This window comes from Streptomyces mutabilis (assembly GCF_014649815.1).
GTDB lineage: Bacteria > Actinomycetota > Actinomycetes > Streptomycetales > Streptomycetaceae > Streptomyces > Streptomyces mutabilis.
This window is the reverse complement of record NZ_BMTT01000009.1, coordinates 1-15,004: the sequence shown is the minus strand read 5'-3', so window position 1 is coordinate 15,004 and position 15,004 is coordinate 1. Positions and strand designations below refer to the sequence as shown.

10 protein-coding genes are annotated in these 15,004 nt (G+C 73.3%); 4 read left to right on the top strand and 6 right to left on the bottom strand.

The features are described 5' to 3' along the window. Window positions 1–12 precede the first annotated feature (12 nt). The 4 genes from IE142_RS19295 to IE142_RS19280 all read right to left on the bottom strand — a co-directional run bounded on the left by IE142_RS19295 (window position 13) and on the right by IE142_RS19280 (window position 5,106). Window positions 13–1,440 carry a PrsW family intramembrane metalloprotease gene (locus IE142_RS19295; RefSeq protein ID WP_191886921.1) on the bottom strand — a complete coding sequence of 476 codons (1,428 nt, stop codon included), beginning with the start codon at window positions 1,438–1,440 and terminating at the stop codon, window positions 13–15. 10 nt (window positions 1,441–1,450) lie between these two features. Continuing rightward, on the bottom strand, window positions 1,451–2,311 hold the full coding sequence (gene trmB / locus IE142_RS19290) for a tRNA (guanosine(46)-N7)-methyltransferase TrmB (RefSeq protein ID WP_191886920.1): 861 nt from the start codon (window positions 2,309–2,311) through the stop codon (window positions 1,451–1,453). A 50-nt stretch (window positions 2,312–2,361) separates the two neighbouring features. Next, window positions 2,362–3,606: an L-2-hydroxyglutarate dehydrogenase gene (gene lhgD / locus IE142_RS19285; protein WP_191886919.1), complete on the bottom strand. Its 1,245-nt coding sequence runs from the start codon at window positions 3,604–3,606 to the stop codon at window positions 2,362–2,364. A 75-nt stretch (window positions 3,607–3,681) separates the two neighbouring features. Then, window positions 3,682–5,106 (bottom strand): NsdA family TPR-like regulatory protein, encoded by a 1,425-nt coding sequence (locus IE142_RS19280; protein WP_043382107.1) that lies wholly within the window; start codon window positions 5,104–5,106, stop codon window positions 3,682–3,684. 690 nt (window positions 5,107–5,796) lie between these two features. Here IE142_RS19280 and IE142_RS19275 point away from each other — a divergent pair. Then, a complete protein-coding gene (locus IE142_RS19275) occupies window positions 5,797–7,914 on the top strand; it encodes an asparagine synthase-related protein (RefSeq protein ID WP_191886918.1) in 2,118 nt (705 codons plus the stop codon). Window positions 7,915–8,082: 168 nt separating this feature from the next. Here the strand turns inward: IE142_RS19275 and IE142_RS19270 are convergent, their stop codons facing one another. Continuing rightward, window positions 8,083–8,892, bottom strand: a complete 810-nt coding sequence (locus tag IE142_RS19270; protein ID WP_191886917.1) for a TetR/AcrR family transcriptional regulator — start codon at window positions 8,890–8,892, stop codon at window positions 8,083–8,085. A 373-nt stretch (window positions 8,893–9,265) separates the two neighbouring features. On the opposite strand from IE142_RS19270, the gene IE142_RS19265 reads away from it, so the two are divergent. Then, window positions 9,266–10,642 carry an NAD(P)/FAD-dependent oxidoreductase gene (locus IE142_RS19265; protein WP_191886916.1) on the top strand — a complete coding sequence of 459 codons (1,377 nt, stop codon included), beginning with the start codon at window positions 9,266–9,268 and terminating at the stop codon, window positions 10,640–10,642. Between the two features lie 196 nt (window positions 10,643–10,838). Continuing rightward, a complete protein-coding gene (locus IE142_RS19260) occupies window positions 10,839–12,491 on the top strand; it encodes an ATP-binding SpoIIE family protein phosphatase (protein ID WP_191886915.1) in 1,653 nt (550 codons plus the stop codon). Window positions 12,492–12,575: 84 nt separating this feature from the next. Here IE142_RS19260 and IE142_RS19255 read toward each other — a convergent pair whose 3' ends face one another. Beyond that, window positions 12,576–13,853: an MFS transporter gene (locus IE142_RS19255; RefSeq protein ID WP_191887089.1), complete on the bottom strand. Its 1,278-nt coding sequence runs from the start codon at window positions 13,851–13,853 to the stop codon at window positions 12,576–12,578. Window positions 13,854–13,988: 135 nt separating this feature from the next. Between IE142_RS19255 and IE142_RS19250 the strand changes: the two genes are divergently transcribed. Further along, a complete protein-coding gene (locus IE142_RS19250; RefSeq protein WP_043382094.1) occupies window positions 13,989–14,537 on the top strand; it encodes a MarR family winged helix-turn-helix transcriptional regulator in 549 nt (182 codons plus the stop codon). Window positions 14,538–15,004: the final 467 nt, after the last annotated feature.

Below are 15,004 nucleotides of genomic sequence, written 5' to 3'. Positions count from 1 at the left end.
CCGCCCCGGGGGCTACGGCCGGTAGGGGCGGGGCCAGGCGTAGGGCGGGTACGGGTACGCCGACTGGGCGACGGGGTACTGCGCCTGGGCGAGCCCGGGGTACGGAGCCGTCGTGAACGCCGGGGGCCAGGGGTACTGCCCCCGGCTCTGAGCGAACGCCGGGACCCCGGGCGCCGGGTATCCGTACGGCACGTACCCGGCGTGGACGCCGTACGCCACGTGGCCCGGCCAGGCGGCGACGGGCGGCGGTGCCGTGGCCCGGGCGGCGTGGTCCAGCGCCGGGCGGGCCACTTCGCGGCGTTGCCACAGGGCGTCCAGCAGCTCCCTTTCCCGTACGGCGAAGTCGGCGCCCGCCCGGCCCCCGCGCCCCCGCTGCCGCAGGAACGCCAGTGAGGTCGCGTACGCCTCGTACTGCGTCACCGCCCCCGCGGCGTCCTTACCGGCGTGCCGGCGGGCGTGCCGCCGGGCGAGGCGGCGGGCGTGCATCGAGCCGAGCGCGTACGGCTCCGTCGGCGTCAGCCAGCCGGCCATCACGTAGGCGGGCAGCTCGTCGCGCACGGTGCGCAGTTCCCGCTGCCGGGTCCAGATCGCCAGCCAGGTCAGGAGCCCGAAGCAGGGGACCATGAACGCCCCGTACACGGCGAGGAAGCCGTACTCGCCGAACGCGGCCGAACCGTTCCACAGCGCGTGCATGCCCATCGCGAGCAGCAGGCCGGCCAGCGGGAGCAGGGCGCGGCGCAGGTGGTGCCGGCCGGTGGAGACGGCGGCGATGCCGAAACCGATGCCGGTGAGCCCGGTGAACAGCGGGTGGGCGAAGGGCGACATCACGACGCGGACGAAGAAGGTCGCGGCGGTGACGGAAGCGAAGCCGCTGTCCCCGGTGAGCTGGTCGGTGCCGAAGGCGTTGCCCAGGTAGAGGATGTTCTCGGTGAAGGCGAAGCCGGTGGCGGTGACCCCGGCGACGACCACGCCGTCGACGATGCCGGTGAAGTCCCGCCGGCGGAAGAGGAAGACCAGGAGGACGGCGGCGGCCTTGGCGGACTCCTCGACGACCGGCGCTATGACCGTGGCACCCAGGGTGTCGGCGCCCGCCGGGTCGGCGGTCGCCGTGGCTATCCATCTCGTCGCGAAGCTGTTGGCGATGATCGCTACCAGGGCGGCGGCGCAGGCACCCCAGGCGAAGCAGAAGAGCAGGTTCCGCCAAGGGCCGGGGTCGACACGGTCCAGCCAGCGGAACGCGGCCAGGAGCAGCGGCACGGGCAGCACCGCGAGGCCGAGTCCCACCAGGAAGCCCTGGGTGCCGGTCTGTTCGCGCACCAGGGCCAGGATCACCAACCCGGAGATCGCCAGCAGCGTGGTCGAGGCCCCGTAACGCACCCAGGCGCGATGCCACCAGTGCGGACGCGGCGGATTCGTCGGATGCGGGGGACAGGTGGCCACGGCATGGACCCTAACCGGTGGGGGGCTGCTCCTGGTGCTGGTCGAGGGGCGGTACGCGGTGCTGTACGCGGCGGAAGAGCAAGTCGTTCACCACGTGTCCCTTGTCCAGGCCCTGGCCCTCGAAACGGGTCAGCGGCCGGTGGGCGGGACGCGGCGCGAAACCGCCGCCGGGCACGGTGTTCTCGAAGTCGGGGTGCGCGGTGAGCACCTCGAGCATCTGCTCGGCGTACGGCTCCCAGTCGGTGGCGCAGTGCAGCACGGCCCCCGGCGCGAGCCGCGTCGCGGCCAGGGTCAGGAACTCCGGCTGGATCAGGCGGCGCTTGTGGTGGCGCTTCTTCGGCCAGGGGTCGGGGAAGTAGACGCGCAGTCCGGCGAGGGAGTCGGGGGCGAGCATCTCGCGCAGGAGGATGATCGCGTCGCCGTTGGCCACCCGGACGTTGGACAGGCCGTCCCGTTCCGCGAGACCGAGCAGGTTGCCCTGGCCCGGGGTGTGGACGTCCACGGCGAGGATGTCGGTGTGGGGGTCGGCGGCGGCCATCTGTGCGGTGGCCTCGCCCATGCCGAAGCCGATCTCCAGGACGACGGGGTGGTCGTTGCCGAACAGCTCGCCGAGGTCGATGACCCGCTGCCCGTCGATGTCCAGCCCCCACAGCGGCCACAGCCGCTGCAGCGCGTCCGCCTGCCCGGCGGTCACCCGGCTCCGGCGGGGCTGGAAACTCCGGATCCGCCGCTCGAAGTGCGACCCGGCCGGGTCGGCCTTCGGCCCGTCGGGGAACCGGGGCTCGCCCTTGGCACGGGTGCGCCTGACGGAGGCGCCGGGGTGCGGTGCGGCTGGCTGGGGGGCGTCGGAGGCGCTGCGGGAATCAGACACAGTGCCTTCGATTTTACGGCGGGGTGCGCGACGGTGCGGCTGCCACCCGGTCAGGCGCCCCCCAACATGGCCAGGGCCCGCCGGCCCACCTCGCGCCCGATCGGCAGGGAGGCCGTCGCGGCGGGTGACGGGGCGTTGAGGACGTGCACCGCGTGGGCGCCCTCGTGGATCAGGAAGTCGTCGACCAGAGTCCCGTCCGCCAGCACCGCCTGTGCCCGCACCCCCGCGGGCGCCGCCACCAGGTCGTCCTCTCTCACCTCGGGCAGCAGCCTGCGCACGGCCGTGGTGAACGCCGCCTTGGACAGCGACCGCAGCAGCTCGCCCGCCCCGTACCTCCAGTGCCGCCGGGCTATCCGCCACGAGCCCGGCCAGGCCAGCGTCCCGCCCAGCTCGCGGGGCCGCACCACGCCCCAGCCGTAGCCCTCCCGGGCGAGGGCCGGCACCGCGTTGGGCCCGACGTGCACGCCACCGTCGATCCCTCGGGTGAGATGCACCCCGAGGAACGGGAAGGCCGGGTCCGGCACCGGGTACACCAGGCCCCGGACCAGCTCCGGACGCGCCAGCTCGTAGTACTCGCCCCGGAAGGGAACGATCCGCATGCCGGGGTCGTCGCCGGTCAGGCGGGAGATCTCGTCGCAGTGCAGCCCGGCGCAGTTGACCATGACGCGGGCGCGGAGCACGTCCCCCGAGCGGGTGCGGACGGCGACACCGAGCCCCGGGCGGCGGTCGACGTAGCGGACCTGCGCCCCGTAGCGGATCTCCGCGCCGGAGGCGTGTGCCAGCTGCCGGGCCACGGCGACGTAGTCGCAGACGCCGGTGGTGCCGACGTGCATGGCGGCCAGGCCCCTGACCTCCGGCTCGTACTCCGGGATCTGGGCGGCGCCCAGCTCGCGCACCGGTATGCCGTTCTCCCGGGCGCGCTGCACGAGGGCGTGCAGGCGGGGCAGCTCGGTGCGTTCGGTGGCGACGATCAGCTTGCCGGTGACGGCGTGGGCGATGCCGTACTCGGCGCAGAACTTCACCATCTCCGCCGCGCCCCGCACCGCGTAGCGGGCCTTCAGCGAACCAGGCCGGTAGTAGACGCCGCTGTGGATGACGCCGCTGTTGCGGCCCGTCTGGTGCCGGGCGGGTCCCGGCTCCTTCTCCAGCACCGTCACCCGGGTGCCCGGCGCGGCGCGCGTGATCGCGTACGCCGTCGACAGACCGACGATGCCGCCGCCGATCACCAGCACGTCGCAGTGGTACGCGGTGCCGTACGCGGTGCCGTGTGCGGGCACGGCCCCTGCTCGTTCCATCTCCCGGTCCACCTCCCGGCTCCGATAGTGCACTGCGCCACTGACAATGCCCTCAAACCCGGGAGGGGCGGTGAATCAGGCCGTGGTCATCAGCAGCGGCCGGGCGCGCTCGCGCAGCTCCACCACGCGCGGCTCGTCCCCGTACGGCTCCAGGCGGTGCAGGAGGTCCCTGACGTACTCGGTGGTGCGGGCCGAGGAGATGCGCCCGGCGACCTCGACCGCCCGCACGCCCTGCTCGCAGGCCGCGTCCAGGTTGCCGGACTCCAGCTCGGCCACCGCCGAGACGACGAGCCGGAGGCCGTGCGAGCGTACGAACTCCTCCGTCGGCTTCGACAGGGCCTGCTCGGTGAAGCGGCGGACCTGGCGTGGTGCCTTCAGGTCGCGGTAGCACTCGGCCGCGTCGGCGGCGAACCGGTCGTAGGAGTAGAAACCCAGCCACGTCGGGTCGCTGTCGCCGGGCCGGGCGCGCTCCAGCCAGCTCTCGGCGGCCTTCAGGGCCGCGCCCGCCGCCGGGGCGTCACCCGCGCGCGCGTGGGCGCGGGCCTCGACCAGGCGGAAGAAGCTCATGGTGCGGGCCGTGGCCAGGCCCCGGTTGCGTTCGAGCGCGGCCTGGGCGAGATCCACGCCCTCGTCGCCGAAGCCGCGGTAGGTCGCCTGGAGCGACATGGAGGCGAGCACGTAACCGCCCAGGGGGACGTCGGCCGCCGCGCGGGCCAGGCGCAGGGCCTGGATGTAGTACCGCTGGGCCGCCTCCTGCTGGCCGGTGTCGAAGGCCATCCAGCCCGCCAGGCGGGTCAGTTCGGCGGAGGCGCCGAACAGGGCGCGGCCGACCTCGTCGGAGTAGGAGCCGAGGAGGAGCGGTGCCGCCTCGACGCGTAAGCACTCGGGGACCATCGACGAACGCCAGTCGCCGCCGCCGTACTTGGAGTCCCAGCGGCGGGCGTCCTCGGCGGCCTCCCGCAGCTTCTGCACATCACTGTGGCCGACTTTGAGCGGTGCGCCGGAGCCCTCTGCCGGGCTCGCCTCGCGCGCCACCGAACTGTCGGCCGGGGTTATCAGCCACCGTGAGGCGGGCGTTGCGTATGCGCTCACCGCGAACGATCCGGCGAGCGACTGCCAGATGCCGCCGGTGCCGGCCCGGCGTCCGGCGAGGTCCAGCCGGTACAGCTCGGTGGCCGACCTGACCGCCTGGCCGACGTCCCGGGGGAAGGCCAGGCCCACTTCGGGAGCCGGGTCCGCGTCCGCCAGGCCGATCTCGTGCAGCGGCACCGGGCGGCCGAGCTTCTGGCCGATGGCGGCGGCGATGAGGTGCGGCGCCGCACCCTGCGGCACCATGCCCTTCGACACCCAGCGCGCCACCGACGTCTTGTCGTAGCGAAGCGTCAACCCGCGCTGGGCGCCGAGGTCGTTGACGCGCCGGGCGAGACCTGCGTTGCTGATTCCCGCGAGGGCGAGAACGGCGCCGAGCTTTTCGTTCGGCCCGCGTTGCTCCCTGGACATGCGCCACCCCTCGACACAGACGGCTGCCGCGCTGGCATAACCACGCGGCATTCGTAAACCCAGCGTAGTTCGCCGCATCCCAGGCGTTAAGAGGCATTGTTCCGGATGGCGGGATTGTGGTCCGTACTCGAGTGCGGTGTCTGTACTGTCCGTTGCCGCGTGCTCCCGGTGTGTGGCCGTGCGCCCGGCCGTGCGCTCTTCTCCGGCCACCGGGGGAGCGGTTCCATGGGCGGTGCGTGGGTCGGCCCGCTGTACTGGATCCAGTGGGCTGGGGGACACCGCCGCCTACATCCCCGCGGGCGGCGGACCGGTCCGGGGGGCGTGCCTCGCCTCCCGGGCCGCGCGCGGACCGCCCGTCACCGGGTGGTGCGCAAAGCCTGCACGGAGCGTGTTCGAGCGAGTTCTCGTAATGTCGAATTGGCTGAAAATCGTCCCCGGTTCTTCCGGGGGGCAGCGTCCTCACCATGGGAGTTGAGGGCGCTTTGGGTAGCCAAGAGGCGCGTAACGGGGGCGCATTCGCGTCGACTTCGCGCCTTCCGAGCAGGCAGTCGGCCTTCGCGGGTGGACACCCGCGGGGGCGCATTCATGGGAGCACGTGCGGCTCCGCCGCTGCTCCGCGGCGCGCCCTTCATGGCAGCATGGGACCAGTTCGTACCGTGCACTGGTTGTCCCCAGCCTGTGGAGGCGTCGATGCGGTGGTTGGTGGGGTGGAGCAGCGCCGCCGTGGGGGCAGCCGGGATCGCCGGGGCGGCCGGCTCCGCGGGGGCCACCGGATACGACGGTGAGACCGTCCAGCCGGTGGGTTCCCAGTTGTTGTGGGGCGACCCCGACCCCCTGTGGGCGGTCGGCGACTGGCGCCCCGACGAGGTGCGCGTCGTCACCGCCGATCCGCAGACCCGGATCGCCGTGCTCGGCATCTGCGGCGCGAGCGACGAGCAGTTGCGGGTCGGGTTGCTCGCCGCGCGCGGTGGCGCCCTTCGGCACCTGACCGCGTGGCCCGGCAGTTACACCGCCGTCGTCCAGGTCGGCCGGCGGATCACCGTCTGCGGCGATCTCGCGGGCGCGCGGCCGGTGTTCCACACCCCCTGGGCGGGCGGCACCGCCTACGCGACGGCCGCGCTGCCGCTCGCCGACCTCGTCGAGGCCAACCTCGACTTCGGGCACCTCGCCGCGCTGCTCGCCGCCCCCGACGTGCCGGCCGCGCTGGACGACTCCACCCCGTACGACGGCGTGAAGCGCGTTCCGCCGGGGCATGCGCTGATCCTGCGCGCCGGGGCGCGTGAGATCGCCGGGTACGAACCGGTGGCCTCGCTCGCCGTGGCGGCGCCCGCGGCCGACCCCGGCCGTGCGGTGGACGCCGTACGGGACGCCCTGGTGGAAGCCGTGCGCACGCGCCTCGCCGCGCCCCGGCACGTCCCCGGGGACGGCATCGACCCCGGCCCGGTCCCGGGCATGGGCCCCGCGGAACGGCGTGCCGCGCGCGGGATGCCGGTGCCGGGGATCGGCGCCGACCTGTCCGGCGGGCCGGCCTCCGGGACGCTGGCGCTGCTGGCCGCCGGGCTGCCCGGGATGCCGGGGACCGTGCTCGGGCACGGCACGGGTGCGGGGGAGCGGCTGCTGGCCGTCACCTTCAACGACCTCGCCGTCGGCGGGCAGGAGGCCGAGGTGGAGCGGGCGGGGGCGCTGGCGGCCAACCCTCGGCTGCACCACGTCGTCGTCACGGGCGGGAGGGACATGCTGCCGTACGGCGTCCTCGACGGGCCGCTGACCGACGAGCCGGGCTCGTCCCTGGTCGCGGCGGCACGACACCGGGCGAGGCTGGCCGCCGGCAGCGCGGACCACTTCACGGGGTACGGGGCGCGACAGGTCCTGGACGCGCATCCGGCGCGCCTCGCCGACCTGCTGATGGACCGCAAGCGGCGCCATCTCGTGCGGCCGGTCGCCGCGATGGCCAAGGCGGACGGCTCGGTGCTGGTCCCCGCGCGGGTCTACGCCGCGGCGCGGCGGCTGGCGCGGACGCCGTACCGGACCGGTCTCGAGGTGCTCTCCGAGCGACTGCTGCGCAGACGCTTCGACGTGCCCGGCGACGGGGCGACGGACGCGTCGCTGGCCGTGCTGACCTGGGCCGGGCCCGGGCCGGCGGCGCGGTGGCTGACCGGGGAGGCGCTGGCTGAAGTATCGGTTCGCCTGCAGACGTCGTCGCAGCGGTCCGGGGTGGGGCCGGGGCAGCGGCCCGGTGACTTCCGGGCGCGGGCGGCCCTGGCGCGGCAGGCGGCGGAGGTGCGGGTGCTGGAGCAGGCAGCCGAGATCCGCTTCCAACGGCTGCACACACCGTTCCTCGACAACCAGGTCGTCCGCGCCTGCCGGGCCCTGCCGGAGGCGCTGCGGGTGCAGCCCGGCGCGCGGGCGTCGATCCTGCGGACGGTGCTGGAGGGCGCCGGGGTCAGCGAACTGCCCAGCGGGTGGGGGGCGCCGACGCAGGCGGTGGCCGCTTCGGCGGCACGGGCCGGGCTGCGGGTGGCCGCGGACTCCCTGCTGGGGCTGTTCGACACGCCGCTGCTCGCGGAGGCGGGGCTGGTGGAGGCGCGGGTCGTGCGCAAGGCGGTACGGGGGGCGGCCGCGGGTGAGGCACTGCCGTTGGACGGGCTGGCCGACCTGATCTCACTGGAACTGTGGCTCCGCCGCCTGCTCGCCCGCCGGGGCACGTGCTGGACGGGGACGCCGGCGCGGCAGCGGGCGGTGCCGGCGGGTATCGCGCCGCAGCGCGGGGCGCTGGGCGGTGCGGGGGCGGTGGCCCGGCGGGGGTGAGGGGGCCTCCGGCGGCTGGGCGGGGGTGGCCGCGGCGGGGGCCGCCGTGGTGGGCGACGTCGTGCAGGCACGGCACTACGCGCAGGTGAACCGTGACTCCGCCCAGTCGGCCAGGGCCGCGCCGTCGCGGTGGTTGTGACGCCCCGCCCGGCCGACGGCACCTCCGCGTCAGGACGCGGGGCGCGACCGCAAACCCTCCAGCAGGATGTCCAGCAGCCGGGCCGAGGCCGCCGCCTGCTGCACCGCGTCCGGCAACGAGGGCGCCGCCGTGGCGATCACCAGCAGCACGTCCGAGACCGACACGTCCGGCCGCAGCTCACCCGCCGCCCGCGCCCGCTCGACGAGCCGCCCCACGACCTCCAGCAGGGCCGCCGCCCCGTCGTCGTCCGCCACGGAAACGGACGTACCGGCGGAGCCACCGGCCGCCGCACCGACCGCGGCGGCGGTGCCCTCAGGCACCAGCCGCAGCTCACCGGAGCCCCGCTGTATCCGCTGCTGCGGCACCCGCGCTTCGCCGCGCACGGCACCGCCGTCACCGTCCTCGGACACCCCGACCCGCAGCACCTGCGGCGGCAGCAGCCGGCCGGCGCCCGAGGCCACGGACGTCCGCAGGAAGCGCGAGAGCGCCGACCACGGTTCGTCCTCCTGCCCGAGCGCCGCCCGGGCCTGGTCGGTCAGCCGGGCCGTCTCCTCCTCGGCTATTCGCCGCACCAGGACGTCCTTGCTCGGGAAGCGCCGGTACACCGTGCCGACACCGACCCGCGCGCGCCGCGCCACGTCCTCCATGGGCGCGCCGTACCCCAGCTCGCCGAACACCTCGCGCGCCGCGCGCAGCACGTGCTCCAGATTGCGCTGGGCGTCCACGCGCAACGGCGCGGTCCGCGACCCGTCCCCAGGTGCGCCGCCCGGTGCCGCACTCATCGCGCCCCCGGGCGCGACGGCGGACGCGGACGACCAATGAGAGCCCTGAACATGCATAGCCAATCCCCCGGTAATGACGTCTCCCCCCGGAGACTCTCCCCGCCATCGAAAGCCGGAGTGCGGCGGAACGGGCCCGGTTACCGGCCCGCCCGTCGCGGACCCGATGAGCACATCCCCCTACGCTCCGTGGGAAGAACATAGTTGAGCGGGAGTCAATTCAGAAGGGGCAGGTTCCGCACGGTGCGCCCCTCGATCGGAGTACGGATCGTATACGCCCAGAATGCGCCGTCCTCCAGACTCGCGCCCACCCCCACTGACCTGCGCGTCCGTCCCGCTACAAAGCCATTGCCCCCGCCGCCCGCCGCCGCGTTCCCCGGTCACACAAATCGACGAGCCTGTGGACAAACGCAAGCGCCGGGTGCGTCATGGGATGGTGAAGGAACGTGCGCGCATTCTCGTTGTCGGCGGTGGCTACGTCGGGATGTACACGGCCCTGCGTCTCCAGAGGAACCTGAGAAGCGAACTGAGGCGCGGCGACGCCGAGATCACCGTCGTCACCCCCGACCCCTACATGACGTACCAGCCGTTCCTCCCCGAGGCGGCGGCCGGATCCATCTCCCCCCGGCACGTCGTCGTGCCGCTGCGCCGCGTCCTCGACCAGTGCGACGTCGTCATCGGTGAGGCCCGGTCCATCGACCACACGACCCGCACCGCCACCGTCACCACCCTCGCCACCGAGGAGGGCGCGGACGCCCGCAGGCTGACGTACGACGAACTCGTCCTCGCGCCCGGCTCCGTCTCGCGCACCCTCCCCGTGCCCGGCCTCGCCGACCACGGCGTCGGTTTCAAGACCGTCGAGGAGGCCATCGGCCTGCGCAACCACGTCCTGGAACAGATGGACATCGCCTCCTCCACCCGCGACCCCGCCCTCCGCGACGCCGCCCTCACGTTCGTCTTCGTCGGCGGCGGCTACGCGGGCGTCGAGGCCCTCGGCGAGCTGGAGGACATGGCCCGCTACGCCGCGCGGTACTACCACAACGTCACGCCGGACGACATGAGGTGGATCCTCGTCGAGGCCTCCGGCCGCATCCTCCCCGAGGTCGGGGAGGAACTCGGCCGCTACACGGTCACCGAACTGCGCCGCCGCAACATCGACGTACGCCTACGGACCCGCCTGGAGTCCTGCGCGGACCGCGTCGCCGTCCTCAGCGACGGCTCCCGCTTCCCGACCCGTACGGTCGTGTGGACGGCCGGCGTCAAACCCCACCCGGTCCTCGCCGCCACCGACCTCCCCCGCGACGAGCGCGGCCGGCTCAAGTGCACCCCGCACCTCTCCGTCGACGGCGCCCCGCACGCGTGGGCCGCCGGTGACGCCGCCGCCGTCCCCGACGTCACCGCCGGCACACCGGGCGCGGAATGCGCCCCCAACGCCCAGCACGCCGTCCGCCAGGCCAGGGTCCTCGGCGACAACATCACGCACGCCCTGCGCGGCGAGCCCCTGGAGACGTACGGGCACACCTACGCCGGTTCGGTCGCCTCCCTCGGCTTCCACAAGGGCGTGGCCCACGTCTACGGGCGCAGGCTTAAGGGTTACCCCGCGTGGTTCATGCACCGCGCCTACCACCTCAGCCGCGTCCCCACCGTCAACCGCAAGGCGCGCGTGCTGGCCGAATGGGCCCTCGCCGGACTCTTCAAGAGGGAGATCGTCTCCCTGGGATCACTCGAACATCCGCGAGCCGAGTTCGAACTCGCGGCCGGTGGAAAGCCTTCTCAGGAACCCCCGGACAACCCGAAGGGGTCGTCCTGACCGGGCTGAGGAACTGCCCCGGCAGGTCCGGCGTCTGACGAATGCCGGTCCGGCCGGCACCCTGCCAGACTGGTCCACCACCGCGGGCGCGCCGCCGCTCGCGACGCGCGGTCCCCGGCACTCCGCCCGGTTTCACGATCCGTCCGGTCCCGGGCCGCCGACAACTACACGAGGCAAGGACACGAGGCAAGGATTCGTGAACTTCACGCGCTGGAGCGCCCGGCTCCCCGGAACGCAGCGCCGCGCCGCAGCGCGGACCGACCCGCCGCTCCCCCCGGACCGCCGGCCGGACGGCTCCGTACCCCCCGCCCGCGCCGAGCAGCTGACCGACGACGCCCCGCCCGTACCCGCCGTCGACGACCTCCCCGTACGCGACGTCCTCGACCGCGTCCCGGCCCTCGTCGCCCTCGTCCACGGCCCCGACCACCGCCTCGCCTACGTCAACGGCGCCTACGTCGGCGCCTTCGGCGACCGCACCCTGGGCGAACGGGCCCACGAGGCGCTCCCCGAACTCGCCGAGCTCGGCCTCTTCCCCCTCCTCGACCAGGTCCAGCGCAGCGGCCGACCCCGCACCCTCAAGTCCCGCAAGGCCCCCGACGGCCGCTCCTACACCTTCACCTGCACGCCGGTCACCGAGCCCCACGACGGCGACGGCGACGGCGGTGTCCTCGTCTTCGCCACCGACGTCACCGACCACGCCGAAGCCGCCGCCCGCCTCCGCGCGAGCGAACGCCGCCAGCGCGAGACCGCCGTCACCCTCCAGCGCTCCTTGCTCCCACAGGAGCTGGAGGAACCCGACGACCTGCGCGTCGCCGCCACCTACCACCCGGGCGGCACCGAGGCCGCGGTCGGCGGCGACTGGTACGACGTGATCACTCTCGGCGGCGGCCGCACCGCCCTCGTCATCGGCGACGTCATGGGACGCGGCGTCCGCGCGGCGGCCGTCATGGGCCAGCTCCGTACGGCGGTCAGGGCCTACGCCCGCCTCGACCTGCCCCCGCACGAGGTGCTCCAGCTCCTCGACGGCCTCGCCACCGAGATCGACGCCAACCAGATCGCCACCTGCGTCTACGCCATCCACGACCCGAACGAAGGCCGTCTCGTCTACGCGTCCGCCGGCCACCTGCCCATCCTGGTCCGCGACCAGAACGGCACCGTCCAGCGCGCCGACGAACCCACCGGCCCCCCGCTCGGCACCGGCGGCTGGATGCACACGTCCGGCTCCATCGCCTTGACTCCCGGCTCCACCGCCGTCCTCTACACCGACGGCTTGGTGGAACGCCGCAACGAGGACCTGGACGAGGGCATCGCCGCCCTGGAGCGCGCCCTGTCCGGAGCCACCGGCACCCCGCAGGTGGTCTGCGACCGCCTGGTCCGCTCCGCCGGCGTCACCCCCGACCACGACGACGACGTCGCCGTCCTCGTCCTCCAGCACCCCGCCCGCAAGGGCGCCGAGGCCGAGCGATTCCGCAACGCCGCCCTGGAACTGCTCGGCGGCGTGGAAGCGGCCCCACGCGCGCGTGCCTTCGCCTCCGGCGTCCTGACCAGCTGGCGCTTCCCCACCGACCTGCACGACCTGGGCGTCCTCGCCACCAGCGAACTGGTCGCCAACTCCCTCCAGCACGGCACGCCCCCCATGCGGCTGCGCCTGCGCCGCACCGATCGCCGCCTGATCATCGAGGTGACCGACGGCGACGACCACCTGCCCAGACGCCGCCGCGCAGAACCCGTCGACGAGTCCGGCCGGGGCATCGCCATCGTCGCGACGATCGCCTCCAACTGGGGCTCCCGGCGCACACCCGGCGGCGGCAAGGCGGTCTGGTGCGAATTCCTCCTGCCCAAGCGGTGACACAAAGGCACGAGGGGAAAAGGGGCGCGGCTGCTCGAGCCACGCCCCCGCCACCCCCCCCGGCCACGCCGGGACCGGTCGCGCTCAGGCCTCCGCCGTCGCCACCGCGTCGGTCGACGCCCCGCCCTGCGTGACCACCCGGCTCCGCGCGAGCGACGGCTGGTTCTGTACGTCCGTGAGCTGCCGCCCCAGCCGCACCGCCAGTACCGTGATGCCCAGCGAGATCAGCGTGAAGGCCACGATGTACGGCGCGTGCAGTGACGCCCCGAGCGGCCCGCCCACCGCCGGTCCGATCGCCAGCGCGAGCTGTTTCACCAGGGCGAAGGCGGAGTTGTACTGCCCGGCCAGCCCGGTCGGTGCCAGATCCGCCACCAGCGGCGCCAGCGTCGGCGACAGCAGCGCCTCACCCAGCCCGAACAGCGCGTACGTCGAGATGAAGGCGGCCGTCGCCATCGCCTGGCTGCCGTGCCCGAGCCCGGCGTACCCGGCCACGGCCCACGCCACGGCCCAGATCAGCCCCACCGACGCGATCACCCGCGACCGCTTCCGCCGCTCCACGAACTTCAGCACCGCGAACTGCGCGATCACGATCATCAGCGTGTTCGCCGCCAGCGCGGTCCCGAGCGCGGAGGTGGAGATCCCGGCGGCCTCGACGCCGTACGCGCTCAGCCCTGACTCGAACTGCCCGTAGCAGGCGAAGAACAGCACGAAGCCCAGTACGCACAGCTGCACCATGGCCCGGTTGCCGAGCAGCTGCTTCCAACTGCCCCCGGCGGACCCTCCCGGGGCCTCCTCCAGGCCCGGCGCGCCCGGTGTGCGCACCGTCGCCATCACAGCGACCAGGGCCAGGAACATCGCCGCCTCGATCGCGAACAGCAGCGTGAACGACGAGGCCTTCGTGGTGTCGACCAGGTGACCACCGATGAGCCCGCCGACACCGAGGCCCAGGTTCTGCAGGAAGAACTGCATCGCGAACGCCCGGGACCGCGTCTCGGTCGTCGAGCAGTCCACGATCATCGTCGCGAGCGCCGGCTGCATCACGGCCTGCCCCGCCCCCAGGGCGGCCGCGGACAGCAGCACGGTGGCCGCGGAGGCCGACAGCCCGAGGCTCAGCGCACCGAGCGCGGCGGTGACCAGGGCGACCAGCAGCACCGGCAGCGGGCCCCGCCGGACGATGGCCCGCCCGGCGAACGGCAGCACGATCAGCGCGGCCACGGCGAAGACGGCGAGCACGAGGCCCGCCGTCACAGAACCCAGTCCCCGCACCTGCGCCACATAGACGTACAGGTAGGGGACGGTGAAGCCGAGCCCGAACGCGCTGAGTGCGTTGCCCACATGGATCCGGCGCATCGCTGCGCCCATCGCCCTGGTCACGTTCACCCTCTCTGAGCCGATGCTCCAGCCGTTGAAGCTGAAGACTTAGAAGCTAAAGTTCGAAGCTAAAGAGTACACAGTGAAGGACTTCGAGGCAAAGAAGGCGCATGCCATACTGCGGCCATGGGCGACACCTCCGGCGCCGGCGAGCCGACACTCGAAGAGCAGATCGCCGCCTACCAGCGCGAGTTCCAGGACCTCGATCCCCAGGTCGAGAAGATCGTCTCGGCGCTCTCCCGCCTGAACCGCCGTATGAACGTCGCGTACGGCCGTCAGACCGCCGAGCTGGGCATCAGCAACACGGACTGGGAGGTGCTGAAGGCGCTCGTCCTCTCCGGAGCCCCCTATCGCCTGGGCCCCGGCGACCTCGCCAAGCGACTCGGCCTGACTCCGGCCGCGATGACCCACCGCATCGACCGCATGGTGGGGGAAGGGCTCGTCACCCGGGACCGTGACGAGTCCAACCGGGTTCGCGTCATCGTCGAGCTGACGGCGGAGGGGCGCGAGAAGTGGCTGGAGGCCATGCGCCTCGCCACGGTTTTCGAGGAGGACCTGCTCCAGGACCTCTCCGCGGACGAGCGGTCGGCCCTCGGCGAGGTCCTGACCCGCCTGCTGCGCAGGGTCGAGCACGCCCAGCCCGACGCCGGTGGCCGGCTCAGCGACCTCGATTGAAGATCTTGACAGGGACGCTTGACAGCCCCCTAGGCGATCCGTAGGGTTCTTCGGGTTGCCACGGGGCCGTAACGGTTCTGCGGCAGCACCTTCCGCCGCGACAGCGGCCACCAAACCACCTGCACGATCTCCCGCTGGGAACTTGTTTCGGCATGTCCGAATTCAATTCCGAGAGGGCCCGGCGACCCGCTCGACACCGATTTGGGAAACGCCGGGAAAGTCCGCTAAGGTTTGGGACGTCGGAACGGCCCAACAGCCGGGAAGGCAACCCCCTCTGACGGGGAATCAGAGCCCGAAAGGATCTGATAGAGTCGGAACCGCCGGAAAGGGAAACGCGAAAGCGGGAACCTGGAAAGCACCGAGGAAATCGGATCGGAAAGATCTGATAGAGTCGGAAACGCAAGACCGAAGGGAAGCGCCCGGAGGAAAGCCCGAGAGGGTGAGTACAAAGGAAGCGACCGTTCCTT

Bases quoted from the DNA above. Each gene is read 5' to 3' on its own strand.
- IE142_RS19250 (WP_043382094.1), top strand. From the start codon at position 13,989: ATGGGCGACACCTCCGGCGCCGGCGAGCCGACACTCGAAGAGCAGATC.
- IE142_RS19275 (WP_191886918.1), top strand. From the start codon at position 5,797: ATGCGGTGGTTGGTGGGGTGGAGCAGCGCCGCCGTGGGGGCAGCCGGG.
- IE142_RS19255 (WP_191887089.1), bottom strand. From the start codon at position 13,853: ATGGGCGCAGCGATGCGCCGGATCCATGTGGGCAACGCACTCAGCGCG.
- lhgD (WP_191886919.1), bottom strand. From the start codon at position 3,606: ATGGAACGAGCAGGGGCCGTGCCCGCACACGGCACCGCGTACGGCACC.
- IE142_RS19265 (WP_191886916.1), top strand. From the start codon at position 9,266: ATGGTGAAGGAACGTGCGCGCATTCTCGTTGTCGGCGGTGGCTACGTC.
- IE142_RS19280 (WP_043382107.1), bottom strand. From the start codon at position 5,106: ATGTCCAGGGAGCAACGCGGGCCGAACGAAAAGCTCGGCGCCGTTCTC.
- IE142_RS19270 (WP_191886917.1), bottom strand. From the start codon at position 8,892: ATGCATGTTCAGGGCTCTCATTGGTCGTCCGCGTCCGCCGTCGCGCCC.